Origin of the sequence: Streptomyces spiramenti (assembly GCF_012034385.1) — a bacterium.
GTDB lineage: Bacteria > Actinomycetota > Actinomycetes > Streptomycetales > Streptomycetaceae > Streptomyces > Streptomyces spiramenti.
In genome coordinates, this window is record NZ_JAAVJB010000061.1 from 1 (window position 1) to 24,441 (window position 24,441).

The 24,441-nt window shown below is 74.6% G+C and carries 23 protein-coding genes; 17 read left to right on the forward strand and 6 right to left on the reverse strand.

Annotated features, from left to right (window positions below; all coding sequences use genetic code 11):
- Positions 1 to 96 precede the first annotated feature (96 nt).
- From HCJ92_RS10135 to HCJ92_RS10165, 7 genes are all read left to right on the forward strand, one after another.
- Positions 97 to 1,050: a helix-turn-helix transcriptional regulator gene (locus tag HCJ92_RS10135; protein WP_167933159.1), complete on the forward strand. Its 954-nt coding sequence runs from the start codon at positions 97 to 99 to the stop codon at positions 1,048 to 1,050.
- 21 nt (positions 1,051 to 1,071) lie between these two features.
- Positions 1,072 to 2,034, forward strand: a complete 963-nt coding sequence (locus tag HCJ92_RS10140) for a helix-turn-helix transcriptional regulator (protein WP_167933160.1) — start codon at positions 1,072 to 1,074, stop codon at positions 2,032 to 2,034.
- A 121-nt stretch (positions 2,035 to 2,155) separates the two neighbouring features.
- Positions 2,156 to 2,395 carry a hypothetical protein gene (locus HCJ92_RS10145; protein WP_167933161.1) on the forward strand — a complete coding sequence of 80 codons (240 nt, stop codon included), beginning with the start codon at positions 2,156 to 2,158 and terminating at the stop codon, positions 2,393 to 2,395.
- 229 nt (positions 2,396 to 2,624) lie between these two features.
- Positions 2,625 to 2,909, forward strand: a complete 285-nt coding sequence (tatA, locus tag HCJ92_RS10150) for a Sec-independent protein translocase subunit TatA (protein ID WP_167933162.1) — start codon at positions 2,625 to 2,627, stop codon at positions 2,907 to 2,909.
- A 78-nt stretch (positions 2,910 to 2,987) separates the two neighbouring features.
- Positions 2,988 to 3,923 (forward strand): twin-arginine translocase subunit TatC, encoded by a 936-nt coding sequence (gene tatC / locus HCJ92_RS10155; RefSeq protein ID WP_338054108.1) that lies wholly within the window; start codon positions 2,988 to 2,990, stop codon positions 3,921 to 3,923.
- A 17-nt stretch (positions 3,924 to 3,940) separates the two neighbouring features.
- Positions 3,941 to 4,837 (forward strand): diacylglycerol kinase, encoded by an 897-nt coding sequence (locus HCJ92_RS10160; protein ID WP_167933163.1) that lies wholly within the window; start codon positions 3,941 to 3,943, stop codon positions 4,835 to 4,837.
- Positions 4,838 to 5,022: 185 nt separating this feature from the next.
- Entirely contained in the window at positions 5,023 to 7,833 is a 2,811-nt protein-coding gene (locus HCJ92_RS10165; RefSeq protein WP_167933164.1) for a DEAD/DEAH box helicase, read from the forward strand.
- A 75-nt stretch (positions 7,834 to 7,908) separates the two neighbouring features.
- Here the strand turns inward: HCJ92_RS10165 and helR are convergent, their stop codons facing one another.
- On the reverse strand, positions 7,909 to 10,059 hold the full coding sequence (helR, locus tag HCJ92_RS10170; RefSeq protein ID WP_167933165.1) for an RNA polymerase recycling motor ATPase HelR: 2,151 nt from the start codon (positions 10,057 to 10,059) through the stop codon (positions 7,909 to 7,911).
- A 529-nt stretch (positions 10,060 to 10,588) separates the two neighbouring features.
- Positions 10,589 to 11,149, reverse strand: a complete 561-nt coding sequence (locus HCJ92_RS10175) for a CGNR zinc finger domain-containing protein (RefSeq protein ID WP_167933166.1) — start codon at positions 11,147 to 11,149, stop codon at positions 10,589 to 10,591.
- 311 nt (positions 11,150 to 11,460) lie between these two features.
- Between HCJ92_RS10175 and HCJ92_RS10180 the strand changes: the two genes are divergently transcribed.
- The gene (locus HCJ92_RS10180; protein WP_245240751.1) at positions 11,461 to 12,423 is read left to right on the forward strand and encodes an MFS transporter; all 963 of its coding nucleotides are present in this window, start codon (positions 11,461 to 11,463) and stop codon (positions 12,421 to 12,423) included.
- Positions 12,424 to 12,499: 76 nt separating this feature from the next.
- Here HCJ92_RS10180 and HCJ92_RS10185 read toward each other — a convergent pair whose 3' ends face one another.
- Positions 12,500 to 13,405, reverse strand: a complete 906-nt coding sequence (locus HCJ92_RS10185; RefSeq protein WP_167933178.1) for a 5'-3' exonuclease — start codon at positions 13,403 to 13,405, stop codon at positions 12,500 to 12,502.
- Positions 13,406 to 13,865: 460 nt separating this feature from the next.
- Here HCJ92_RS10185 and HCJ92_RS10190 point away from each other — a divergent pair, with 460 nt between their 5' ends.
- Positions 13,866 to 14,600, forward strand: coding sequence for a helical backbone metal receptor (locus HCJ92_RS10190; RefSeq protein WP_167933167.1), 735 nt, complete (start codon positions 13,866 to 13,868; stop codon positions 14,598 to 14,600).
- Between the two features lie 76 nt (positions 14,601 to 14,676).
- Here the strand turns inward: HCJ92_RS10190 and HCJ92_RS10195 are convergent, their stop codons facing one another.
- The 3 genes from HCJ92_RS10195 to HCJ92_RS10205 form a co-directional block, all read right to left on the reverse strand.
- Complete coding sequence (locus HCJ92_RS10195) at positions 14,677 to 15,054, reverse strand: UBP-type zinc finger domain-containing protein (protein ID WP_167933168.1); 378 nt, start codon at positions 15,052 to 15,054, stop codon at positions 14,677 to 14,679.
- 248 nt (positions 15,055 to 15,302) lie between these two features.
- Complete coding sequence (locus HCJ92_RS10200; RefSeq protein ID WP_167933169.1) at positions 15,303 to 16,028, reverse strand: gamma-glutamyl-gamma-aminobutyrate hydrolase family protein; 726 nt, start codon at positions 16,026 to 16,028, stop codon at positions 15,303 to 15,305.
- A gap of 130 nt (positions 16,029 to 16,158) precedes the next feature.
- Positions 16,159 to 16,923 (reverse strand): FadR/GntR family transcriptional regulator, encoded by a 765-nt coding sequence (locus HCJ92_RS10205; RefSeq protein ID WP_167933170.1) that lies wholly within the window; start codon positions 16,921 to 16,923, stop codon positions 16,159 to 16,161.
- A gap of 136 nt (positions 16,924 to 17,059) precedes the next feature.
- On the opposite strand from HCJ92_RS10205, the gene HCJ92_RS10210 reads away from it, so the two are divergent.
- From HCJ92_RS10210 to HCJ92_RS10245, 8 genes are all read left to right on the forward strand, one after another.
- The gene (locus tag HCJ92_RS10210) at positions 17,060 to 18,427 is read left to right on the forward strand and encodes a type I glutamate--ammonia ligase (protein WP_167933171.1); all 1,368 of its coding nucleotides are present in this window, start codon (positions 17,060 to 17,062) and stop codon (positions 18,425 to 18,427) included.
- A gap of 153 nt (positions 18,428 to 18,580) precedes the next feature.
- Entirely contained in the window at positions 18,581 to 19,996 is a 1,416-nt protein-coding gene (locus HCJ92_RS10215) for an aldehyde dehydrogenase family protein (protein WP_167933172.1), read from the forward strand.
- Positions 19,993 to 20,811 (forward strand): 3-oxoacyl-ACP reductase, encoded by an 819-nt coding sequence (locus HCJ92_RS10220; RefSeq protein WP_167933173.1) that lies wholly within the window; start codon positions 19,993 to 19,995, stop codon positions 20,809 to 20,811. Before HCJ92_RS10215 ends, HCJ92_RS10220 begins: the two co-directional genes overlap by 4 nt.
- Positions 20,812 to 20,897: 86 nt before the next feature.
- Positions 20,898 to 21,245, forward strand: a complete 348-nt coding sequence (locus tag HCJ92_RS25810; RefSeq protein WP_167933179.1) for a DAK2 domain-containing protein — start codon at positions 20,898 to 20,900, stop codon at positions 21,243 to 21,245.
- On the forward strand, positions 21,242 to 21,703 hold the full coding sequence (locus HCJ92_RS10230; protein WP_167933174.1) for a ribose-5-phosphate isomerase: 462 nt from the start codon (positions 21,242 to 21,244) through the stop codon (positions 21,701 to 21,703). Before HCJ92_RS25810 ends, HCJ92_RS10230 begins: the two co-directional genes overlap by 4 nt.
- The gene (locus HCJ92_RS10235) at positions 21,703 to 22,479 is read left to right on the forward strand and encodes a triose-phosphate isomerase family protein (RefSeq protein WP_167933180.1); all 777 of its coding nucleotides are present in this window, start codon (positions 21,703 to 21,705) and stop codon (positions 22,477 to 22,479) included. The genes HCJ92_RS10230 and HCJ92_RS10235 overlap by 1 nt, the downstream gene beginning before the upstream one ends.
- Positions 22,479 to 23,279: a sugar phosphate isomerase/epimerase family protein gene (locus tag HCJ92_RS10240; protein ID WP_167933175.1), complete on the forward strand. Its 801-nt coding sequence runs from the start codon at positions 22,479 to 22,481 to the stop codon at positions 23,277 to 23,279. Before HCJ92_RS10235 ends, HCJ92_RS10240 begins: the two co-directional genes overlap by 1 nt.
- The gene (locus HCJ92_RS10245) at positions 23,279 to 24,154 is read left to right on the forward strand and encodes a phosphogluconate dehydrogenase C-terminal domain-containing protein (protein ID WP_167933176.1); all 876 of its coding nucleotides are present in this window, start codon (positions 23,279 to 23,281) and stop codon (positions 24,152 to 24,154) included. Before HCJ92_RS10240 ends, HCJ92_RS10245 begins: the two co-directional genes overlap by 1 nt.
- The last annotated feature ends 287 nt before the right edge of the window (positions 24,155 to 24,441 follow it).

Sequence of the window (24,441 nt, forward strand, 5' to 3'; positions counted from 1 at the left end):
CGCGTCGCGCGGGGGCCGGGCCCCTCGGTTTCGCCGACCGTGCCGATAGCGGTACGGTCGGTCCCGTTACGACGGTTGAGAGAGGGCGGCGCGTCGATGGCCATTGCCAAGGCCGAGCGGCTGATGAACCTCGCGCTGTGCCTGCGGGGCGCCAGCCGCCCGCTGAGCAAGCGCGAACTGCGTGGTTCCATCGAGGCGTACATCGAGGCCGCCGGTGAGGAAGCCTTCAACCGGATGTTCGAGCGGGACAAGGACGACCTGCGCGAACTCGGCATGGTCATCGAGACCGTGGAGAGCATCGACGGCGACACCGGGTACATCGCCCGGCCCGACTCCAATCGGCTGCCGCCGCTGAGCCTGGACCCCGCCGAGGCCGCCGCACTGGGGCTCGCCGCCAAGGTCTGGCAACAGGTCCGGCTCGCGGGAGCCGCCGGCGCCGCGCTGCAGAAGCTCCGGGCGGCCGGCATGCCGGAGACCGCCGACGTCGAGGCCCCCTTCAGCGCGTTGGAGCCCCGCATCCCCGCGGGGGAGGCGTCGTTCGAACCCCTGATGATCGCCTGCCGCGACCGCCGCCCGGTCCTCTTCGACTACCGCAAGGCCAGCGCGGCCCGGCCCACCCCGCGCGTGGTGGAGCCCTGGGCCCTGGAGTGCTGGCGCGGCCACTGGTACCTCGCCGGCTGGGACCGCGGCCGGGACGACCAGCGCGTCTTCCGGCTCTCCCGGATCACGGGGAAGGTCCGCTCCCGCGGGGGGGACTTCACCGCACCGGTGCCGGACCGGGTCACCGTCCGCGAGTCCGTCGCCGCCTGGGCCGGGGAGCACGCCACCGGGCACGCCCGCATCCGGCTCCGCACCGGATCCGGCTATCCGCTGCGGTCCCGCGCCACCTCGCTCGTCGAGGGCGGGGACGGCTGGGACGAGCTGGAACTGCCGCACGGCCACGGGCTCGGCGCCTGGCTCGCCGAGTTCGGGCCGGACCTCATCGTGCTGGAACCCGCGGAACTGCGGGCCGACGTGGTGGACAGGCTGCGCGCCGTCGCCAAGGGATGAACCAGGAACAGGGGAACTGCCATGGCGGTCAACGCCATCGACCGCACCAGACGGCTGCTGTCGCTCGTCACCTACCTGCGCGACCGCCCGGGCGCCCGGGTGGACGAGGTCGCGCGCGCCTTCGGGATCACCTCCGACGAGCTGATCTCCGACCTGCAGGTGCTCCCGATGTGCGGCACCAGCTTCCGCGGCGGTGACCTGCTCGACATCGACACCGACGGCGAACGCATCTGGTGGTACAACGCCGAGGCCGTCGGGGACGACGCGGGACGTCCGCTGCGGCTCGCGGCCGACGAGGCCACCGCGCTGCTGGTCGCGGCGCGCGCCGTCGCCACCCTGCCGGGACTGCGCGACAGCGACCGCGACGCCCTGCTGCGCGCCACCGCGAAGCTGGAGGCCGCCGCCGGTGAGACGGCGGCGGCCAGCTCCCGGCTGTCGGTGACGTTCGAGTCCGAGGGAGGGGTCTTCGCGGACATCGACCGTGCCATAGCGGAACGGCGCCGGGTGCGGATCCGCTACTACTCGCCCGGACGCGACCGGCTCACCGACCGCGAGATCGACCCCGTCCGGCTCTTCGCCGTCGGCCACACCTACGTCGAGGCGTGGTGCCGCCGCTCCGAGGCACGCCGCACCTTCCGGCTCGACCGGGTCGCGTCGATCGAGGTGCTCGACGTCCCCGCCGAGCCTCCGCCGGTCGAGCCCCGCGACCTCAGCGCCGGCCTGGTCCAGCCCGCGGCGGGGGACCCCCAGGTCGTGATCGAGGTCGGTCCGGGTGGCCGCTGGGTCGCGGAGTACTACCCCCACGACACCGCCGAGGAGCTCTCCGACGGCGGTCTGCGGATCACGCTGCGCACCGGTGACCCGACCACCCTGCGGCGCCTGGCGCTGCGGCTGGGCGGGGACGGCCGGATCGTCTCACCGCCGGCGCTGGCCGACAGCGCTCGGGAGGCCGCCCGGGAGGCACTGGCAGCGTACGGCGGGTGACGCTCCCCGGCGGTCGCGCCGCGGGCAGCGCGCCGGGACCCGCGCGCCCGGCGCGCGACACCCGCCGGGGCGTGCCGGTCGGGGCGGCGGTCCGTCGGGGGCGCTGGGCTAGGCTCGCCGCATGTTCTGGCCCATGCTCCATCTCACCCTCGCCTTCTGCGGGGTCGCCGTCGTCGCCGTGTTCGCCGTCCGGGTCGGGGTCGAGGTCCGGCGCTTCTCGGCCGCGGTGGGGGACAGCTCCGAGCGCATCGCTCGTGCCGCCGCCGATCTGGAGCGCGCCGCCGTTCCGCTGAGTCGCCACGGGGGTGCGCTGAGCGGTGGCGCCGGCCGTGGCTCCGAGGACCAGGGCTCCCGGGACTGACAACCCCCGCGCGGTTCACCCCGCGTCGCCCGCGCCCACCGCGCGCCGTCGCGAGGGGCTCCGCCGGAACGACCGCGGCGCCCGCGCCACGTCATTTCGGCTTCCCGGGCATTGCCTTGTATTTACCCCGAAGAGTTACCATGACCCGGCGTGCCGACCGGCCGGGACACACCCTGTCCGGCACAGCGAGGGGCATCACGCACCCCCCGGAAAGAGATAGGTGGCCGAAGTGGGCGGAATCGGAGCGTGGCAGCTCGTCATCATCGCGGTACTCGTCGTCATCGTCTTCGGGTCCAAGAAGCTGCCGGACACGGCCCGGGCGCTCGGCAAGTCGCTGCGCATCCTGAAGAGCGAGACCAGCGCGCTGCGCAAGGACGGTGAGACCACGGAGGCCCAGCCGGCGCAGGGAGACGCCCACGCGCCCCAGCCCGCGACCCGGACCATCCAGGCCGCACCCGGCGACGTCGGCAGCGCGCGACCGGTCGAGGAGCCCCGCGGCAACTCGCAGGGCTGACTTCCCAGATCCGCTGCGCAGGGCAGCACGACGCGGGTCGGCGTGACGTCGGCCCGCCGTAGCAGATAAGGACGCGGGGTGCTGAAGGCCGCCCGGAACGGGGACCAGCGCAAGGAGAGGCCGCAGAAGGACCCCGAGGGGCGCATGTCCCTCGTGGAGCACCTGCGGGAGCTGCGCAACCGGCTCGCCATGGGCGTGCTGGCGATCTTCGTGGTCACCGTCGTCGCGATGTTCTTCGCCAAGGACATCATGAGCCTGCTCACCGATCCGCTGCCCAACTGCCTGGAGGAGGAGCCGGGCTCCGGGCGCTGCGCGGACCTCGTGCAGCAGGGGCTCACCTCGCCGTTCACCACCTATGTCAAGGTCTCGCTGTTCACCGGCCTCGTCGTCGCGTCCCCCGTCTGGCTCTACCAGCTCTGGGCGTTCATCGCGCCCGGTCTGCACCACAGCGAGAAGCGCTACTCGGCCGCGGTCGTGGCCTTCGGCGCGCCGCTCTTCCTGACCGGGGTGTACGTCGCCCACTGGTTGCTGCCCCGCGCGATCCCGGTGCTGCTCCAGTTCACCCCGGACAACGCGGGGAACCTGGTCACCGTCTCCGACCTGCTCGACATCACGGTGCGACTCGCCATCGCCTTCGGCTTCGCCTTCGAGCTGCCGCTCGTGCTGGTGATGCTCAACCTCGGCGGTGTGGTCAGCGGGCGGCGGATGCTGGGCTGGTGGCGCGGCATGGTGATGGGCATCGCGATCTTCGCCGCGATCGTCACCCCCACCGACCCGATGTCGATGCTGGCCCTCGCCGTCCCCGTCACCGCGCTGTACTTCGTCGCCACCGGGATCGCGCTGCTCAACGACCGGCGTCGCGGCCGGGCCGCCGGTCCGGAGCTGAGCGACGACGAGGCGTCCGACCTGGACCTCACCCCCGAGCCGGTGGAGCCCCCCGGCCGGGTCACCCCGCCGCGCTCCTCCGGTGACGACGGCCCGCGTCGGAGCGGTGGCTTCGACGACGTGACCTGACGCGCCCGGCGCCCGAGGTGAATGACGCGATATGCCTGCTGGTCAACCCGACCGCGGGCCGGGGGCGCGGCGGCCGGTCCGCCGGCCCTGCCGCCCGGGTGCTGCGCGACGCCGGCCACCCCGTCCGCGCGGTGGTCGGACTCGACGCCTCCGACGCGCTGCGGCGGGCCCGTGAGGCCGTCACGGCGGGGGCTCGCGCCCTCGTCGCCGTCGGTGGTGACGGCCTCGTCTCCCTGGCGCTCCACGCCGTCGCCGGCACCGCGACCCCGCTGGGGGTGGTGGCGGCGGGGACGGGCAACGACTTCGCCCGCGCCCTCGGACTGCCGCTGCGGGCGCCTGCCGCGGCCTCGGCCGTCATCGCGGACGCGCTCGCGGCGGGCGACTCCGCCCCGGTGGATCTCGGGCGGGTCGAGGGCCGCTGGTTCGGGACTGTCCTGGCGGCCGGTTTCGACTCCCGCGTCAACGACCGGGCCAACCGGATGACCCGGCCGCGTGGCCGCCTCCGGTACGACCTCGCGATCCTCGCGGAACTGGCGGCGCTGCGCCCCACGCCGTTCCGCCTCCGGCTCGACGACGGGCCCTGGCAGGAGCACGACGCCACGCTGGTGGCGGTGGGCAACGGGGCGTCCTACGGCGGCGGCCTGCGGATCTGCCCCGAGGCGCGCACCGACGACGGCCTCTTCGACATCACCGTCGTGGGGGCCTGCTCCCGCCGGACCCTGCTGCGGGTGCTGCCGAGCGTGCGCCACGGCGGACACGTCGACCACCCGGTGGTGACCGTGCTCCGCGCGGCGCGGGTGACGCTGGCGGCGCCGGTGCCCGCCGCCTACGCGGACGGCGACCCGCTGGGCGGGCTGCCGCTCACCGCCCGGACGGTACCGGGCGCGGTTCGGGTGCTGGGAGCGGCCGGCTGACGACTCCCGGCCGCGGGCTCGGGCTCCCCGCCGCCCGCCGCGGGCCGGGCGCCGTACCGGGTGCGCGGGGCGGGACCGGCTCGTGCCTGCTCGCGCGGGGGGGCTCGCGGGAGTGCGCGCCCGGCGCGGGACACCGGGAAAACACCAGGTGCTCCGTCGGTACGGGCCGGTAGGCTCGACGCACGATGACCGACGACCTCACCCCCGCCGAGCGCTACACCGCGGCCCGTCGGCGCACCGCCGACCAGGCCACCGAGTTCGCGGCGTTCCGCGAGAGCTACGACTTCACCCTCGACCCGTTCCAGACCGACGCGTGCCGGGCACTGGAGACCGGCCGCGGCGTACTGGTGGCGGCGCCCACGGGATCCGGCAAGACGATCGTGGGGGAGTTCGCCGTGCACCTGGCGCTCTCCCAGGGCCGCAAGTGCTTCTACACCACCCCCATCAAGGCGCTCTCCAACCAGAAGTTCAACGACCTCGCCAAGCGGTACGGCGCCGCCCACGTGGGGTTGCTGACCGGGGACAACAGCGTCAACGCCGAGGCGCCGGTGGTGGTCATGACCACCGAGGTGCTGCGGAACATGCTCTACGCCGGTTCGCGGACCCTCGACGGCCTCGGCTACGTCGTCATGGACGAGGTGCACTACCTCTCCGACCGCTCCCGCGGTGCCGTCTGGGAGGAGGTGATCATCCACCTCCCGGAGTCGGTCACGCTGGTGTCGCTCTCGGCGACCGTCTCCAACGCCGAGGAGTTCGGCGACTGGCTGGACACCGTCCGCGGCGACACCCAGGTCATCGTCTCCGAGCACCGGCCGGTGCCGTTGTGGCAGCACGTCCTGGCGGGCCGACGGATGTACGACCTGTTCGAGGAGAAGGGCGGTCGGCGCGAGGTCAACCCGGAACTCGTGCGGCTGGCCCGCATGGAGAACAGCCGACCCGGCGGTCGCGACGGCCGGCGCGGCAGGCCCCGCCGGGAGGCGGACCGGGAGCGGGAACGCCGGCAGCGCGCCCGGATGTGGACCCCGGGCCGTCCCGAGGTCATCGACCGGCTGGACGCGGAAGGACTGCTGCCCGCGATCACCTTCATCTTCAGCCGCGCCGGCTGCCAGGCCGCCGTGCAGCAGTGCCTCGTCGCCGGACTGCGGCTCAACGACGCGGCGGAGCGGGCGAAGGTCCGGGAGGTCGTCGAGGAGCGGACCGCCTCCATCGCCGAGGACGACCTCCACGTCCTGGGGTACTTCGAGTGGCTGGAGGCACTCCAGCGGGGCATCGCGGCCCACCATGCCGGGATGCTCCCCACCTTCAAGGAGGTCGTCGAGGAGCTGTTCTCCCTCGGGCTGGTCAAGGCGGTCTTCGCCACCGAGACCCTCGCGCTGGGCATCAACATGCCCGCCCGCTCCGTGGTGCTGGAGAAGCTGGTCAAGTGGAACGGCGAGACCCACGCCGAGATCACGCCGGGCGAGTTCACCCAGCTCACCGGGCGCGCCGGGCGCCGCGGCATCGACATCGAGGGCCACGCGGTGGTGCTCTGGCAGCGAGGCATGGACCCCGCCGCGCTCGGCGGGCTCGCCGGCACCCGTACGTACCCGCTGCGGTCCTCGTTCAAGCCGTCGTACAACATGGCGGTCAACCTGGTCGGCCAGTTCGGGCGGCACCGCTCGCGCGAGCTGCTGGAGACCTCGTTCGCGCAGTTCCAGGCGGACCGCTCGGTCGTCGACATCTCCAAGCAGGTGCGACGCAACGAGGAGGGGCTGGAGGGCTACCGCGACTCCATGACCTGCCACCTCGGCGACTTCGAGGAGTACATGGGCCTGCGCCGCTCGCTGCGTGAGCGGGAGAACGAGCTCGCCCGGCAGGGCGCGACCCAGCGCCGGGCGGAGACCTCCACCTCGCTGGAGCGGCTGCGTCCGGGTGACGTCATCCACGTCCCCGCGGGGCGGTTCGCCGGGCTGGCGCTGGTGCTCGACCCCGGGGTCGACACCGGGCGCGGCGCGCGCTCATCACGGCGCGACGCCGGGTGGGACGACGGCCCCCGGCCGCTGGTGCTCACGGCGCAGCGGCAGGTGAAGCGGCTGAACTCCGCGGACTTCCCCGTGCCGGTGGAACCGATGGAGCGCATGCGGATCCCGAAGTCCTTCAGCGCGCGCAGCCCCCAGTCCCGGCGGGACCTCGCCTCGGCGCTCCGCACCAAGGCGGGCCACCTCGAACCGGAGCGCCACCGCGGCAACCGTCGGGCGGAGGCCGCGGACGACCGCGAGATCGCACGGCTGCGCACCGAGATCCGCGCGCACCCCTGCCACGGCTGCGACGAGCGGGAGGACCACGCCCGGTGGTCGGAGCGGTACCACCGGCTCCGTCGCGACACCCGCCAGCTGGAGCGTCGCGTCGAGGGCCGGACCAACACCATCGCCCGCACCTTCGACCGGGTGTGCGCGGTGCTCACCGTGCTCGGATACCTCGAAGGCGACCAGGTCACGGAGGACGGTCGGCGGCTGGGGCGGCTCCACGGTGAGCTGGACCTGCTGGCGAGCGAATGCCTGCGGGAGGGGGTCTGGGAGGGCCTGGGCCCGGCCGATCTCGCGGCCTGCGTCTCCGCGCTGGTCTACGAGGCCCGCTCGGCGGACGACGCGATGCCGCCCGATCTGCCCTCCGGGCCGGTGAAGAGCGCCCTGGCGGAGATGGTCCGGATCTGGGGACGACTCGACGCGGTCGAGGAGGACCACCGCATCGGGGAGTCGACCGGCGTCGGCCAGCGCGAGCCCGACCTGGGTTTCGCCCAGCCGGTGCACCGCTGGGTGCGCGGGCAGGGGCTGGACGCGGTGCTGCGGGACGCGGAGATGCCAGCCGGTGACTTCGTGCGCTGGTGCAAGCAGGTGGTGGACGTCCTCGGGCAGGTGGCCTCGGCCGCGCCCCCCGGCTCCTCGGTGTCCACGAACGCGCGCAAGGCGGTGGACGGCGTGCTGCGGGGCGTCGTCGCCTACACCTCCGTCGGGTGAGCGCCCGCGCCGGATGAACGCCGGACACGGCGCGGCGGGGCGACCGCCCCGCCGCGCCGGCGGTGCCGCGCGTGTTCAGGAACCGCTGAGCACGACCAGCTGCCGGGTGACCCGGGTCATCGCCACGTAGCGGTCCACCGCGCCCGTGACGCCGTCCCCGAACGCCTCCGGTTCGACCAGGACCACCAGGTCGAACTCCAGGCCCTTCGCCAGCTCCGGGGGCAGGGACCGGACGCGCGGCGTTTCCTCGAAGGTGGGGTCGCCGATGACGCACGCCGTCGCACCCTCGTGCTCGGCGAGCCAGGAGGCGAGCACGGCGTCCAGCTCGCCGCGCTCGCCGCGCAGCACGGGGACCCCGCCGCTGCGGACGGAGGTCGGCACGTTGGCGTCGGGCAGCGCCGCCCGGATGACCGGCTCGGCCTCGGCCATGACCTCCTGGGGCGTCCGGTAGTTGATGCCGAGCGTCGCCAGCCGGAGCCGTCCGAAGCCGACGCGTTCCAGCCGTTCCGTCCAGGACTCGGCGAACCCCGCCCGCGCCTGGGCCCGGTCGCCCACGACGGTGAAGCTCCGCGAGGGGCACCGGCGGACCAGCATCCGCCACTCCGCGTCCGTCAGCTCCTGCGCCTCGTCCACGACCACGTGCGCGAACGGCCCCGCGAGCACGTCGGGGTCGGCGACGGGCAGCGAGGAGACGTCGACCAGGCGCTCGCGCAGATCCTCCCCGCGGAGCATCGCCACCGCGCCCTCGCCGTCGGGGTCGGCGGCGAGGATGTCGGCGACGACCGCGTCCGTACGCTCCCGCTGCGCGGCGACCGCGGCCTCGTACCGCCTCGCGCGGCGCGCGGCGCGGGGGTCGCCGAGCCGGTGCCGGGCGGCGTCCAGCAGGGGCAGGTCGGGCACCGTCCACGCCTGGGCGTCCGCTCGCTGGAGGTGCCGCACCTCGTCATCGCTGAGCAGCGGCGCGCACATCCGCAGGTAGGCGGGGACGGTCCACAGGTCGCCGACGAGGTCGGCGGCCTCGATCAGGGGCCAGGCCCGGTTCACGGCCTCGGTCAGCTCCCGGTCCGCCCGGAGCGACCTGCGGAAGGGCGCCGCAGGCACCTCCTCGCCGACGCGCTCCAGCAGCAGCTCCGCGAGCTCCTCCCAGATCTGCTCCCGCGCCTCGTTGTGCGGTGTGCCGGGGTCGGGGGCGTCGAAGGCGCGCACCCAGTCGTCGGGGCCCAGCCACAGCTCGCCCCAGTCGGTGGAGACCGTCACCCCTTCGGTGGGCGGTTCCTCGTACAGCCCGACGGCCCGCTCGATCGCCCCGGCCAGTGCCGCCGACGCCTTCAGCCGTGCCACCTCCGGGTCGGGCTCCGGCACGGCTGCGGCTCCCTCGCGGAGCAGGTCCCGCAGCGTGCAGGTTCGCACCCCCTCCTCGCCGAGGCCCGGCAGCACGTCCGACACGTAGGCGAGGTACGGCTCGTGCGGCCCCACGAACAGGACTCCGCCGTGTCGGCGGCCGAGCCGGGGGTCGGAGTAGAGCAGATGGGCGGCACGGTGCAGGGCGACCACCGTCTTGCCCGTGCCGGGGCCGCCGTCGACGACCAGCGCGCCCCGGGAGCCCGCGCGGATGACGGCGTCCTGGTCGGCGGTGATGGTGGAGAGCACGTCCCGCATCCGCGAGGAGCGGTTGCCCGCCAGGCTCGCGATGAAGGCCGACTGGTCGTCGAGGGCCGCGTGCGTGGCCAGTCCGTCGGCGGCGCTGAACACCTCGTCCCAGTAGTCGCTGACGCGGCCGGCCTTCCACCGGTAGCGCCGGCGGCTCGCCAGCCCGGCGGGTGAGGCGTGGGTGGCCGCGAAGAACGGCTCCGCCGCAGGGGAGCGCCAGTCCACCAGCAGCCGCCGGCCGGCCGTGTCGGTCAGCCCCAGCCTGCCGATGTACACCGGGTCCGCGCCGTCCGTGCCGACGACGCGGCCCAGGCACAGGTCCAGGCCGAACCGGCTCAGGGTGCGGAGGCGGGCGGAGAGGCGATGGATCTCGGCATCCCGGTCCATCGCCTCCCGGCCCACGCCCCCCGGTGCCCGGCGGAGCTCGGCGAGCCGGTCCGTCAGGTCGGCGACGGTCTCGTTGAGGCAGGCGGCGATCGCCGTGAAGTGCCGCTCGTCGGCGCCGATCAGCTCGGGGTCGGCCTTGGCGGAGAGTGCGTCGGGGAGGTCGAAGGCCCCGCGCGTGCTGGTGGGCATGGGCGTCAGCTCCGTTCCGCGACGGCTCCGCGCGGCCCGGCCGCGCTATCGGCCGATGCCGACAGATGGGTACACACGTCGTGAATCTCCTGTTTCAGCAGGTACCGGGTTCGGCCTGTGATTCTGCGCCACGACGGGGGTCTTGCCGCAAGCCCCCCGGTGAGCTATATGTTGAGATTGGCGGAGGCTCTGGCCTCGTCGTTCTTCCCCGGGGGCCCGCTCTCCGCGCACGCGCGCCGGCCCGCCCCCCCCGGGACGAGCAACTCTCCCTCGCGGAACCCACGTGGCGTCCGACCCCGCCGTTCCGGGCGAATCGCCCCACTGAGAGTTCCCTGAGCGTCGGGCCGGGGTCGGCGATGCGGGCGGGCCGGGGGCGCTTCGCGCGGAGTCGCGACGCTCCGCCCCGGAGTGATCGGGGTCGTCGCTGTCCCGGGGCGACTGAGCCGCGCTGTCGGGGCCTGCCCGCCGATTCGCGACCCGCCCGGGGCAGGGCCTCCTGCGTCGGACCGGCGAGCGCGGCGATCCGACGTCAGCCGGGGGACGGCTCGCGCGACTCCTTGCGGCGCCTGCGGTGCTCCGCCACGCGCACACGCGTCCCGCACGCGGCTCCGCAGTATCGCTGCGGGGCGCCCGGCCCCCCGCCGAGGTACAGAACGCGACAGCCGGGCGCCGCGCACTCGCCCCACGTCGCGCGGCCGTACTCACTCAGCAGCCGGGCCAGTGCGAAAGCGCCCGAGGCCAGGAACCAGCCGGACCACCCGGCGGCTTCGTCATGGGTGTGGAGGTGCCAGGTGTGGCCGTCGTGCCGCGACAGGCGGGGCGGCGCCGCGTGCTGTGACAGGAGGTCGTCGAGCGCCGTGGCCGCCCGGTCCGTATCGCTCTCGGCCAGTACCTCTGCCAACACCAGCGCAGCCTCGCGCAGGCCTCGGACGTCGCTGTCCCGGAACTCTCCCTCGCTCAGGTCCGCTTCGCGCTCACCGTGGCGCACCAGCAGGTCCACGACGGCATCGCGCGGCAACTGCGGGTCCGCGCGCACCGCGTTGGCGATCTCGACCAGGCGGTGTGCGGCCCGGAAGCCGGTCTGCTGCATGCGCGGTCCCTTGTGTCGGTGTCCGGTGGAGAGCTGCGGGTCAGCCAAGTGTGACGCGTAACGGGATATGCTTCTAAGCCGTTACGGTGGGGAGGGATGCGTGGGAGGCGCGAGGGGAGGAGAGCAGAGCTGGCTGCTCGCCGCCTTCGCGGCACGCGTGGCCGACGAGGGCACACCGGTCGCCGTGGTGCTGCTGTCCCTGGAGCGCACGGGTGGCGCCGCCCAAGGGGCTCTCGTCCTGACCGCCTGGACCGCGCCACACGTGTTCGCGGCCCCTTTTGGTGGGGACGTCGGCCACCCGCGTCCGGCGGGTGCGCCTGGCGTTCGCGGTCCTGTTGACGGTTCTCGGCGCTGCCACCGGGCTGATGGGAGGGGTTCTCGGGAGGGTCGAACTCCCCCTGGTGCTCGCCGTGGCCGTGGTGGGCGGATGCTGCGGGCCGGTCGTCTCCGGCGGCCTCTCCAGTCTCGTGGCGCGCCTGTCCGCTCCCGGCGCCGACAGAGGGCGTGCCTACGCCCGGGACGCGGCGGTCTACAACCTGGCGAGCCTCGCCGGGCCCGCTCTCGCGGGTGCGACCGCCGTGGCGCTCTCCCCGGCGGTCGCGCTGCTCGGTCTTGCGTCGGCCGCCCTGGTCGCTGCCGCGCTGACGGCGTCGCTGCCCCTGGCGGACGGTACGGGCGCGTACTCGCCCGGCACGGGGTTCTGGCGCGACCTCGCAGCCGGGGTGCGAACCGTCTGGCGGGTGCGGGAGCTGCGCGCCGTGACGGCGGCGGGTTGTCTTGCCTTCGTCGGCATCGGGGCGCTCACGACCACGACCGTGCTGCTCGCGGAGAGCCGGGGCCAGGCGGGAGCGGGCGGCATCTTCCTGACGGCGTTCGCCGCAGGCGGAGTCGCGGGGGCATTCGCTCTCGGCCGGGTGCGGCCCGCCATCAGGTCGTCGTCGGTCGTCGTGGCGGGACTCCTCGCCACCGGAACGGGGCTGGCCGCGGCGGCGCTCGTCACCTCGTCGCCCGCCGCCGCGGGCAGCTTCCTGCTGGCGGGGGCGGGCGACGGCCTGCTGCTGGCCGCGACTCTCCGCCTGCGTGCTGACCACTCCCCGGAGCGTCGTCGGCCCCAGGTGTTCACCATCGGCGCCGGGCTGAAGATCTCTGCGGCGGCGCTCGGGGCCGGGATCGCGGCAACCGCCGAAGTCGCCGACGCCCGGCTGTACCTCCTGGGCGCGGCGCTGCTGCTCCTGTGCGCAGCCCTGTCCTACGTGGCCCTTCGACGTGGGTGAGCCCGGCGCGGCGAGGCGGCCCCCGTCCCGGTACTCGACCGCGGGCCCCGCCGGCCGTGTCGGCGGGGCGGGGCGGTCAGCGGTCGAGGGTGTGCAGGACCCGCTGGAGGGAGCCGCCGAGGCCCCACCGGGCGTCGAGCTCGGCGAGGGCGGCACGGTCGCGCGGCGCGCGGGGGAGGGTGGAATCGACCTGGTCCAGCGTCAGGTCCGTGGCGACCCGGACCACCCGCGGGGCCACGTCCAGGTAGTCCGACGCCGCCAGCAGGTTCCGGCGGCGGGCGGGTGTCAGCGAGGACATGGGGTTCGTCGCGGCGGCACGCACACCGTCGAGGTCGCCGAACTCACCCAGCAGTTGGGCGGCGGTCTTCTCCCCGATGCCCTTGACGCCCGGCAGCCCGTCGCTGGGGTCCCCGCGCAGCGCGGCGAAGTCCGCGTAGCGGTCTGCCGGGACTCCGTACCGCTCGCGCACGACGGCCTCGGTGACGTGGTCGCAGTCCCCGACGCCCTTGCGGGGGTAGAGCACCCGGACAGCGCGCGCGTCGTCCACCAGCTGGAAGAGGTCCCGGTCGCCGGTGACGATGTCGCAGGGACCCGGTGAACGCGTGGCAAGGGTGCCGATGACGTCGTCCGCCTCGTACCCGGGCGCGCCGACCCGGGCGATGCCCAGGGCGTCCAGCACGGCCTCGATGACGGGGACCTGCGGGGAGAGGGTGTCGGGGGTCTCCTCGATGTCGGGGCCGCTCGGCACCTCCTCCTCGACGCGGTGCGCCTTGTACGACGGGATCAGCGCCACCCGCCACTCGGGTCGCCAGTCGGCGTCCGCGCAGGCCACCAGCGCGTCGGGCCGGTGGTCGGTCACCAGCCGCGCGATGAAGTCCAGCAGCCCGCGCACGGCGTTGACCGGCGTGCCGTCCGGGGCCCTGACGGTCTCCGGGACACCGAAGTAGGCGCGGAAGTACAGGGACGCGGTGTCGAGGAGCATCAGCCGAGGAGTCACCCCCGGATCATCGCGCACCCCACCGACAACGGCACGTCACCCCGCCCGGTGCCGGGGCACGACGGCCCGCGGCTGGGTACCCTGAGAGCGTGTTCAAGACCCCGTGTCGGATCGGCTCGCGGCGTCGGATGCGGTCGGCTGCACGCCGGGCGTCCTCATACCTGGTGGTGTTCGGGCGTTCCTGACAACGGAGCAGATGGCCGTAGCCTGGTCGCGGACCCGGCGTGTGGGTCTCACACACGCTCTGAGCGACCCCGCCGCACGCTCCTCGGCCACCGCCCCACGGAGGACGCCACCGTGACCCCACCACCGCCCCGACCGCCGGTGAGCCGACCGGCCGGGTCCCGCCCCGCCCGCCACCCCGCCGCGCCGGGCGGTACCACCTCCGGCGTGCCCGGCCTCGCAGCCGCGCGGCGTCGCGGCGCGCCGGACGGAGGCTGAGTCGATGCGCGTCGTCTCCCTCGTGCCCTCCCTCACCGAGGCGGTCGCGGCCACCGGCCCCGATCTGCTGGTCGGGGCGACGGACTGGTGCGAACGCCCCGCCGACCTCGACGTCACCAGGGTCCGAGGCACCAAGAACCCCGACCTCGCGGCCATCGCCGCGCTGCGGCCCGACGTGGTGCTCGCCAACGAGGAGGAGAACCGGGAACCCGATCTCGCGGTGCTGCGGGCGGACGGGATCGAGGTGCTGGTCACCGAGATCCGCACGCTGCCCCAAGCGCTGCGCGAACTCGAACGCGCGCTGGTCCAGGGGTGCGGTCTGGCGCGGCCGGGCTGGCTCGACGACGCGGCGGACGCCTGGCGGCAGGCCGACCGGTCCTTCGACGCGGACGCGACCGTGCCGATCTGGCGCCGCCCCTGGATGGTGCTGGGCCGGGACACCTTCGCCGGGGACCTGCTCGCCCGCCTGGGCGTCCGCAACGTCTGGGCCGACCACCCCGAGCGCTACCCGCGCATCGACATCGAGCGGCTGCGCGGCACCGGGGCCGACCTGGTGGTGCTGCCGGACGAGCCCTACGCCTTCGCGGCCGATGACGGCCCTGAGGCGTTCCCCGGACTGCCCGCCGCGCTGCTCAGCGGCCGGCACCTCACCTGGTACGGACCCTCGCTGACCGAGGCGCCCGCCGTGCTCGCCGCCGCGCTCGCCCCGGCGGCACCCCCTGCAGCCGGGGAGCGCTGAGAGCGCGCACCGACGCCGGCGCAGCGCGCCCGCCGGGGCCGCGGGCCCGGCGGGGGCCTTCCCGCGAGTTCCGCGGTCAGCCCGTGATGCGTGAACGCCAGTCCGCCGGCAGCCGGTCCAGCGGTCCCGGCGTGGTCACGTCGAACGGGTGCTCCGCCGGGGGCGCCAGCTCCGGTCCGCCGAGCACCTGCTCCTCGGTGTAGTCCCAGAACCAGTCCTCGTCGGGCTGGAAGCTCTGCACGTACCGGTGACCGGTGGACCGGTGGTGGGCGGTGGCGTGGCGGGCGGGGGAGGAGTCGCAGCACCCCACGTGGCCGCACTGTGCGCAGCGGCGCAGGTGCACCCACCAGCCGCCCTCGGCCTCGCAGTCGGCGCAGCCGGTGCCACTCGGCGGCATCGTCACGTCCACCCCGGGGGAGTCGGCCCGCAGCGCTGCGGTGTCATGGTCGGTCATGGTGGATCCTCCTGCCTGGCGTCCGCCGGGGCGTGGGCCGCCCGGCGCGGACTCGTACGCCGACGCGCCGGTACCGGCTGGGGCGATTCCCGGACGCCGACGCCGAGGTCGGAGCCGCGGGACGCCCGCCTCCACCGTACGAGTGACGGCGGGGCCCCGCCCACCGGGGGAGCGCGGCGGCGACCCGCCCGGGCCCTCGCAGCGCCCGGTGGGAGCCGCGCCCGGTGCGGCGCCCCGGTGCCAGGCCCTCAGGGGGTCGCGGCGCTCCGGTCGGTGCGGGCGGACGCGGGCCCGGTGGCGGCGGAGACCAGGGCCGCCGCGAGCCTCCCGTCCTCGCCCGCCTCCGGGTGCCACTGCACCCCCAGGGTCAGCGGTCCGCCGGGCCGCTCCAGCGCCTCCACCGTGCCGTCGCCTGCGAAGGCCGACACGACGAGCCCTGCGCCGGCCCGGTCCACCGCCTGGTGGTGGTAGGTCGGCACCGGCAGCTCCGCGGTGCCCAGGATCCCCGCGAGGCGGGTGCCCTCGACCGGGCGCACCGGGTGGGAACCGAAGACCCCCGGGGTGCCGCCGTGCCCCTCCACGTGCTGCACCAGCGTCCCGCCCAGCGCGACGTTGAGCAGCTGCATGCCGCGGCACACGCCCAGCAACGGCACCCCGGAGTCGAGCGCGGCGCGGATCAGCGCCAGCTCGCCACCGTCCCGCGCGTGACCGCTGGGTCCGCAGCGCGGATGCCGGGCAGCGCCGTAGCGCTCCGGCGCCACGTCCGGGCCGCCCGCCACCACGAGCCCGTCGAGGCGGCGGACCACCTCGACGGCGTGCTCCTCGTCGTCCGGCGGCAGCAGCACCGGCAGGCCGCCGGCCGCTCTGACCTGCCGGTGGTAGGCGGCGGGCAGGACGGCGGCGGGGAGGTCCCACACCCCCCAGCGCACCGATGACTCCAGATAGGTGCTCACGCCGATCAGCGGTCGTGTCACGGTTCCTCCTCGTTCCCCGCGGCCTCCCGCGGTCCGTTCCTTCGACGCTGCCCTCCCGGCGCCGGCCGGGAGCGGGGCTCCCGGCCGCCCGCCCCGGGGCCGCCCGTCAGCCGGGCCGTCCGTTCCGGTCTCACCCCAGGAACCCGCGCAGCAGCGAGGCGGTCCCGGCGCAGTGCTCGCGCATCGCGGTCCCCGCCGCGCGCGCGTCACCCGCCAGTACCGCGGCCACCACCCGGGCGTGCTGCCGCTGCGAGTGCTCCAGATTCCGCTCCAGCAGCGGGATCCCGTCCAGCAGCACGTTCAACGAGGCGCGCGCCTGCGCGTAGTGGGACGACAGGGAGGGAGACCCGGCCAGGGCCACGAGCGTCAGGTGCAGGCGGGTGTCGGCGCGCCGGTACCCGCCCGGCGGTGCTGCCGAGGTCTCCGCCAGCACCTCGCGCAACCGCAGTGTCTCCTCGGGGCGCAGTCCTTGCCCGGCGCAGAGCTCGGCCGCCCCGACGTCCAGCACCTCGCGCAGCCGGAGGGTGTCGGCCACGTCGACGCCCGGTGGCGGTGCGCCGCCCGAGCCGCACCCGGCGGCGACGAAGGTCCCGCCGTACCTCCCGCGGCGGCTGACGACCAGGCCCTGGGAGCGCAGCACCTCCAGCACCTCGCGCAGCGTCGACCGGCCGATGCCCAGCAGCCGCGCCAGTTCCCGCTCGGGGGGCAGCCGTTCGCCGGGGGCCACCAGTCCCAGCCGCAGTGCGCGCAGCAGGCGTTCCAGCGCCTCCTCGAAGCCGCTGTCGGCGTGCACCGGCCCGAGCAGCGCAGCCAGTCCGGACGGCGTCGCGGCGGGCTCACCGGCGGCCGGGGGAGCGGGGTCGTGGTCCGCCGGTGTGTCGTCGTCGGCCGTCATCTCCCCGCCCCTCCTCCGGTCGCGGTCCCGCGGCGGCGGAAGCCGGACCGCGGGCGCACCACGCGGCGGGCGTCCTTCCCAAGTAATGGTTCGCCCCAGTACCTTAAGCCATCCGGCGATCGACAGGAGGCCGACCGTGGCCGAACGCACGCCCCCGCTCTCCGTCGAGGAACTGCGGGTACTCACCGACGAGGACCGGATCGACACCGTCGTCCTGGCCTTCACCGACATGCAGGGCCGACTCCAGGGCAAGCGGTTCGACGCCCGCTTCTTCCTCGACGAGGTGCTGGAGCACGGCACGGAGGGCTGCAACTACCTCCTCGCCGTGGACGTCGACCTCAACACGGTCGACGGGTACGCGATGTCGTCCTGGGAGAAGGGCTACGGCGACTTCGCGATGCACGCCGACCCGGCCACGCTGCGGCTCGTGCCCTGGCAACCCGGCACCGCCATGGTCAACGCCGACCTCGCGTGGCACGACGGCACCCCGGTCGCGGCCTCGCCGCGCCAGATCCTCCGCCGTCAGCTCGACCGCCTCGCCGAGCGCGGCTGGACCGCGCTGGCCGCGACCGAGCTGGAGTTCATGCTCTTCCACGACAGCTACGAACAGGCCTGGAACGCCGGCTACCGCGGCCTCACCCCGGCCAACCAGTACAACGTCGACTACTCCGTCCTCGGCACCGCGCGCGTCGAACCGCTGCTCCGGGCCGTCCGCCGCGGCATGAGCGGTGCCGGGCTGAAGGTCGAGTCGGCCAAGGGCGAGTGCAACCTGGGCCAGCACGAGATCGTGTTCCGGTACGACGACGCGCTCACCACCTGCGACCAGCACGTCGTCTACAAGACCGGCGCCAAGGAGATCGCGGCCCAGCACGGCTCCGCGCTGACCTTCATGGCCAAGTACGACGAGCGCGAGGGCAACAGCTGCCACGTCCACCTCTCACTGCGCGACGCGGAGGGGCGACCGGTCCTCGCCGACGACAGCGACCCCCACGGTATGTCGGGGACGATGCGGCACTTCCTCGCCGGTCAACTCGCCGCGCTGCCCGACCTCACGCTGCTCCACGCGCCCAACATCAACTCCTACAAGCGGTTCCGACCCGGCTCCTTCGCCCCCACCGCGGTCGCCTGGGGGCCGGACAACCGGACCTGCGCACTGCGCGTCCTGGGACGCGGCGCGGGCCACCGGCTGGAGAACCGCCTCCCCGGCGGTGACGTCAACCCCTACCTCGCGGTCGCGGCGATGATCGCGGCAGGACTCCACGGCGTCGACCAGCGCCTGGAACTCCCCGAACCCTGCCTGGGCAACGCCTACGCGGGCGACGCCGAGCACGTCCCCGCCACGCTGCGCGACGCCGCCCGACGCTGGGGCGCCTCCGGGATCGCGCGCGCCGCCTTCGGCGAGGAGGTGGTGGAGCACTACCTCACCATGGCGCGGGTGGAACAGGACGCCTACGACGCCGCCGTCACCGACTGGGAACGCGTCCGCTCCTTCGAGCGGATGTGACCCGCGCGGCCGGCCCGGCCCACGACCGCCGGAGGTGCCACCTCCGCACACGTGCCCGGGCCGCCCCACCACATCCCGCGCCCGACCGCCCCGGACCTGCCGCACCCCGAATCCCGAACCCTGAACGCAGCACCGAGCCAGGAGCCACCCACCGTGCGTCACCCAGCCCCCGGCGACCCGCCACGGGACGCCGAAGCCGAACACACCCTGACGCTGACCGACCCCACCACCGAGCAGCTCATCACCACCATCCCCGGCACCACCCCCGCCGCGGTCGACGCAGCCGTGCGTCGCGCCGCCGCGGCACAACGCCGCTGGGCGGCGCTCGCCCCCGCCGACCGCGCCCGGTCGCTCCGGCGCTTCGCCGCGGCGGTCGACGACGGCCTGGAGGAACTGGCCGCCATCGAGACCCGTGAGGCCGGGCACCCACTGGCCGGGGCCCGCTGGGAGGCCGGCAACGTCCGCGACGTGCTGGAGTACGCCGCCGGGGGAGTGGAACGGCTCAACGGGCGCCAGATCCCCGTCGCCGGCGGCGTCGACCTCACCTTCGCCGAACCGCTGGGCGTCGTCGGCGTCATCGCACCGTGGAACTTCCCGATGCCCGTGGCCGCCTGGGGCAGCGCCCCCGCGCTCGCCGCCGGCAACGCGGTCCTCCTCAAGCCCGCGGAGGCCACCCCGCTCACCGCTCTGCGCCTCGCCGAACTCGCGTTGGCCGCCGGCCTCCCCGAGGACCTCTTCCAAGTGCTGCCCGGCGCCGGCGACATCACCGGTGCGGCCCTCGTCGACCACCCCGGCGTCGCGAAGATCGTGTTCACCGGCTCCACCGCGGTGGGACGCCGCATCATGGCACGCTGCGCCGCGACCACCAAGCGGCTCACCCTCGAACTCGGCGGCAAGAGCCCCAACATCGTCTTCGCCGACGCCGACCTGGAACGCGCCGCCGCCACCGCCCCAGGCTCCTTCCTCGACAACACCGGCCAGGACTGCTGCGCCCGCAGCCGCATCCTGGTGCAGCGCTCCTGCTACGACAGGTTCCTGGAACTGCTGGAGCCCGCCGTCCTGGCGATGCGCACCGGCGACCCCACCGACCCCGCCACCGACCTCGGTCCGCTCATCTCCGCCGCCCACCGTGCACGCGTGCGCGACCTGGTCCCCGAATCGACCCCGGCCGCGATCCGGGGCAGCGTCCCGGACGGGCCGGGCCACTGGTACCCCGCCACCGTCCTGGAGTCGGTCCGCGCCCCCGAGCGGGCCCTCACGGAAGAGGTGTTCGGCCCCGTCGCGATCGTCGTCCCCTTCGACGACGAGGCGGACGCCGTTCGGCTGGCGAACGCCACCGACTACGGACTCGCCGGCTCGCTGTGGACCCGCGACATCGGCCGCGCGCTCCGCGTCGCCCGCGCCGTGACCGCGGGCAACCTCTCCGTCAACTCGCACAGCGCCGTCCGGTACGCCACACCGTTCGGCGGCTTCAAACAGTCCGGCCTCGGCCGAGAGCTGGGGCCGGACGCGCTGGCCGCCTTCACCGAGACGAAGAACGTCTTCATCAGCACCGAGGAGACCCCGTGACCCAGCAGCCAGGCGCAGACGACCCCACGACCGCCCCCGACGCCCCGGTCTGCCGCCGGCTCGTCGGCCGTACCGCCGTGGTCACCGGAGCCGGCAGCGGCATCGGACTGGCCTCCGCGCGGCGCCTCGCAGCCGAGGGCGCCCACGTCGTGTGCGCCGACGTCGACGCCGCCGCCGGCGAGTCCGCCGCCCGCGAGACCGGCGGGATCTTCGTCTCCACCGACGTCACCGACGCCGAACAGGTCGCCGCGCTCTTCGCGACCGCCCACGACACCTACGGATCGATCGACGTCTCGTTCCACAACGCCGGTATCTCCCCGCCCGACGACGACTCGATCCTCACCACCGGCATCGACGCCTGGCAGCGGGTCCAGCACACCAACCTGACCTCCGTGTACCTGTGCTGCCAGGCCGTCCTGCCCTACATGCGCGAACAGGGACGCGGCTCCGTCATCAACACCGCCTCCTTCGTCGCCGTGATGGGCGCCGCCACCTCCCAGATCAGCTACACCGCCTCCAAGGGCGGCGTGCTGGCGATGTCCCGGGAGCTGGGGGTGCAGTTCGCACGCGAGGGCATCCGCGTCAACGCGCTGTGCCCGGGGCCGGTCAACACCCCCCTGCTGAAGGAGCTGTTCGCGGCGGACCCGGAACGCGCCGCACGGCGCCTGATCCACGTGCCGATGGGACGTTTCGCCGAACCCGAGGAGATCGCCGGGGCGGTCGCCTTCCTCGCCAGCGACGACTCCGGCTTCGTCAACGCCTCGTCCTTCCTGGTCGACGGCGGCATCTCGGGGGCCTACGTCACGCCGCTGTGATCATCGCCACCGGTCCGGAAACCGCCCGGGGGCGGCCGTCGAGCCCACCCCCGGGCGCCCGCCGCCGCTAGGCTGCACGGGTGAGTATGACGATGCCGCCCGGCTGGTACCCCGACCCGGGTTACGCCGGCAACGGGCCAGCACCGGAACGCTGGTGGGACGGGACCAACTGGACCGGCCGGACCCGCGAGACCACCACCACCGCCGAACCGGCGCCGCACGCCGCGCCGCCGGCCGCGACCGCCGCCGACGCCGCCGCGGACACCGCCGACCTGCTTCCCCGGCGCGGGCGCGCCCGGCCGCACGCCGAACGCTCCCTCGGCACCCCCGACGCCGGCGCCCACTCGCTCGCCCTCATCGTGCGGGCCGTCCACGCGACGCTCACCGGGCCCGCCGCGCCCACCGACCGCCCCACGACGAAGGACACACCATGACCGACAAGCTCCGCATCGTCATCGGCTGCGACGACGCCGGCCACGCGTACAAGGAGGCACTCGGCCGGGACCTCGCCGCCAGCGACCTCGTCGCCTCCGTCACCGATGTCGGGGTGGACGCGGACGGCCACACCGCCTATCCGACCGTCGCCTTCGCGGCGGCCGAGATCGTCGCCCGCGGCGAGGCCGACCGGGCGCTGCTGGTGTGCGGCACCGGACTGGGCGTCGCCATCGCCGCCAACAAGGTCCGGGGGATCCGCGCCGTCACCGCCCACGACTCCTTCTCGGTGGAGCGCTCCGTACTCTCCAACAACGCCCAGGTCCTCACCTTCGGGCAGCGCGTCATCGGTCTGGAGCTGGCCCGGCGGCTCGCCGCCGAGTGGCTCACCTACCGGTTCGACGAGACCTCCCCGTCCTCGGCCAAGGTGCGGCTGATGTGCGACTACGAGGCCGCCTGATGGCCTCCGCGCCGACCCCGGTCGTCATCGGCGTCAGCCTCAAGATGTACTTCGGCCACCACCGGACCCTCAACTGGGCCCGCCGCGTCGCCGCGGTGGCCGACTCCCACCCCGCCGTCGCCACCGGCGCGGCGCGTGTCTTCGTGCTGCCCTCCTTCCCCGCGCTGGTCCCGGTCGCCGGGGTGCTCGCCGGCTCCGGCGTCGAGATCGGCGCCCAGGACGTGGCGACCGCCGACTCTGGCGCCTACACCGGCGAGGTCGGTGCCCCTTACCTCAGTGAGATCGGCTGCCGCTACGCGGAAGTCGGCCATGCCGAACGGCGCACGCTCTTCGCGGAGGACGACACCGTGGTCGCGGCCAAGACGGCCGCCGCGCTCCGCAACGGTATGACCCCGGTGCTTTGCGTCGGCGAATCGGAGACCGTGCCCGCCGACACTGCGGCCCGGACGGTGGTGGCCGAGCTGGACCGGGTCACCGAAGGGCTGACCGGCTCCCTGGTGGTCGCCTACGAGCCGCGGTGGGCGATCGGTGCCGCCGCCTCGGCACCCGTGGACCACATCACCACCGTCTGCCGCGCCCTCACCGCCCGCCTCGCCCGGGAACCCCGTCTCGCCGGTTCCTCGGTCATCTACGGCGGCAGCGCGGGCCCCGGGCTGCTCACCCGACTGCGGCCCCACGTCGACGGCCTGTTCCTCGGCCGGTTCGCGCACGACCCCGCCGCCCTCGCGGCCGTGCTGGACGAGGTCCACGCCCCCGACGCCGAGGCGGTGCGGTGATGGCGCTCGGCATCAGCACCTACGCCTACTTCTGGCGGCACTCTCCCCGCGCGCCCCGTCCGATGACGCTGGAGGAGATGTTCGCCGACACCGCCGCCCTGGGCGGCGAGGTCTTCCAGATCTGCGACTACCCGCCGCTCGCCGGCTGGGACGACGCCCGCCTCGACGAGGTCCGGGCCGCCGCCGACGCCGCCGGCCTCCGCCTGGAACTGGGCACCCGTGGCGTCCGCCCCGAGCACCTGCTGCGCCACCTCGCGGTCGCGGAGCGCCTGGGCGCCACCCTGGTCCGGTCGATGCTCCACACCCCCGACCACCGCCCCGGACCGGCCGAGGCGGCGGACCTGCTGCGGCCGACCGTCGCCGCCTACGCGGAGCGGGGCGTCACCCTCGGGCTGGAGACCTACGAGCAGGTCGCCACCCGGGACCTCGTCTCCGTCGTGGAGGCGGTGGACGACCCGCACCTCGGCGTCGTCCTGGACCCGGGCAACTGCGTGGCGCGGCTGGAGCACCCGGCGGACGTCGTCGCGGCCACCGCCGACCGCACCGTCAACATCCACGTCAAGGACTTCGCCTTCACCCGCCGCGACGGCTGGGTCGGCTTCACCTACGCCGGTGCGCCGCTGGGGGAAGGGCTGCTCGACCACGCCGCGACCGTGGCCGCCGTCCGACCCGCCGAACGCGGCGTCAACCAGATCGTCGAGCACTGGCTCCCCTGGCAGGACGAGGGCTTCGAAGCCACCGCCCGGCTGGAGGACCGGTGGACACGCCACAGCATGAACACCCTACTGAGGAGCGAGTAATGGCCACCGAGACCGACAACGCGGCCGGCACCACCACGATCGCCGTCATCGGAGCGGCCGGGAAGATGGGCCGGCGCGTCTCCGACAACCTGGTGACGACCGACCACCGGACCCTCTACTGCGAGGCCTCCGAGGCCGGCCAGGAGTACATCCGCGGTCTGGGCCGCGAGGTCACCGACTCCCGGGAGGCCGTCACCGCCGCCGACGTGGTGATCCTCGCCGTTCCCGACCGTGTCCTGGGCCCCGTCTCGGCCGAGCTGGTCCCGCTGCTGCGCCCCGGCACGGTCGTCCTCACCCTCGACCCGGCCGCCGCCTACGCCGGACTGCTCCACCCGCGCGAGGACGTCCACTACGTCTGCGCGCACCCGTGCCACCCGTCGGTCTTCCTGGAGCGGACCACCGCCGAGGAATGGGCCGACACCTTCGGCGGCATCGCCGCCCCGCAGGACGTCGTCGCCGCCTACGAGGGCGGCGACGCGGAGCGGCAGCGGCTGGCGGAGGACGTCATCCGCGCCATGTACGCCCCCGTGGTGGACGTGCACTGGGTGACCGTCAAGCAGCTGGCCGTGCTGGAGCCCACCCTGGTGGAGACCATCGCCTGCATGGTCGGCGCCCTGCTCACCGAGGCGCTGCACGAGACCGTGCACACCGTGGGCGTGCCCGAGCCCGCGGCGCGGGCGATGCTGCTGGGCCACACCCAGGTGGCGCTCGCCAACACCCTCAAGGGCTCCAACCCGTTCTCCGACGCCTGCCTCATCGCCATGGACTACGGGAGGGAGTCGATCGTCCGCGACGACTGGAAGAAGGTCTTCCAGGACGGCGAACTCGACAAGGTCATCGCTCGGATGCTGCAGATCGACGGCGTCCGGCGCTGACCCGGGACCGGCCCTTCCCCGCCGGGCCGCGACCGCCCCAGAGGGCTTCGGCCCGCCGGGGCGGTCGGTGTCGTGCCCCGTCGTACCCCGCCCGCGCCAGCAAGCGGGGTACGACGGGAGTCTCGTCGGGAGGTCAGCTCTCCCGGGCAGCCGCGACGGCGCCGGCTGCCGGGTCCGGCGTCGGGGACGGCACGGCCGCTGCCGACGCCGCGCCCGTCGCCACCTCCCTGGTGGTCGTCGCAACCGGCGTTTCCCTGTTGATGGTTCGCCTCACCGGCTTCGGCCGC

Excerpts from the sequence above, each read along its gene's own strand:
- HCJ92_RS10135 (WP_167933159.1), top strand. The coding sequence starts at position 97 with ATGGCCATTGCCAAGGCCGAGCGGCTGATGAACCTCGCGCTGTGCCTG.
- HCJ92_RS10140 (WP_167933160.1), top strand. The coding sequence starts at position 1,072 with ATGGCGGTCAACGCCATCGACCGCACCAGACGGCTGCTGTCGCTCGTC.
- HCJ92_RS10145 (WP_167933161.1), top strand. The coding sequence starts at position 2,156 with ATGTTCTGGCCCATGCTCCATCTCACCCTCGCCTTCTGCGGGGTCGCC.
- HCJ92_RS10165 (WP_167933164.1), top strand. The coding sequence starts at position 5,023 with ATGACCGACGACCTCACCCCCGCCGAGCGCTACACCGCGGCCCGTCGG.
- helR (WP_167933165.1), bottom strand. The coding sequence starts at position 10,059 with ATGCCCACCAGCACGCGCGGGGCCTTCGACCTCCCCGACGCACTCTCC.
- HCJ92_RS10175 (WP_167933166.1), bottom strand. The coding sequence starts at position 11,149 with ATGCAGCAGACCGGCTTCCGGGCCGCACACCGCCTGGTCGAGATCGCC.
- HCJ92_RS10185 (WP_167933178.1), bottom strand. The coding sequence starts at position 13,405 with ATGCTCCTCGACACCGCGTCCCTGTACTTCCGCGCCTACTTCGGTGTC.
- HCJ92_RS10190 (WP_167933167.1), top strand. The coding sequence starts at position 13,866 with ATGCGCGTCGTCTCCCTCGTGCCCTCCCTCACCGAGGCGGTCGCGGCC.
- HCJ92_RS10195 (WP_167933168.1), bottom strand. The coding sequence starts at position 15,054 with ATGACCGACCATGACACCGCAGCGCTGCGGGCCGACTCCCCCGGGGTG.
- HCJ92_RS10205 (WP_167933170.1), bottom strand. The coding sequence starts at position 16,923 with ATGACGGCCGACGACGACACACCGGCGGACCACGACCCCGCTCCCCCG.
- HCJ92_RS25810 (WP_167933179.1), top strand. The coding sequence starts at position 20,898 with ATGACGATGCCGCCCGGCTGGTACCCCGACCCGGGTTACGCCGGCAAC.
- HCJ92_RS10230 (WP_167933174.1), top strand. The coding sequence starts at position 21,242 with ATGACCGACAAGCTCCGCATCGTCATCGGCTGCGACGACGCCGGCCAC.
- HCJ92_RS10235 (WP_167933180.1), top strand. The coding sequence starts at position 21,703 with ATGGCCTCCGCGCCGACCCCGGTCGTCATCGGCGTCAGCCTCAAGATG.
- HCJ92_RS10240 (WP_167933175.1), top strand. The coding sequence starts at position 22,479 with ATGGCGCTCGGCATCAGCACCTACGCCTACTTCTGGCGGCACTCTCCC.
- HCJ92_RS10245 (WP_167933176.1), top strand. The coding sequence starts at position 23,279 with ATGGCCACCGAGACCGACAACGCGGCCGGCACCACCACGATCGCCGTC.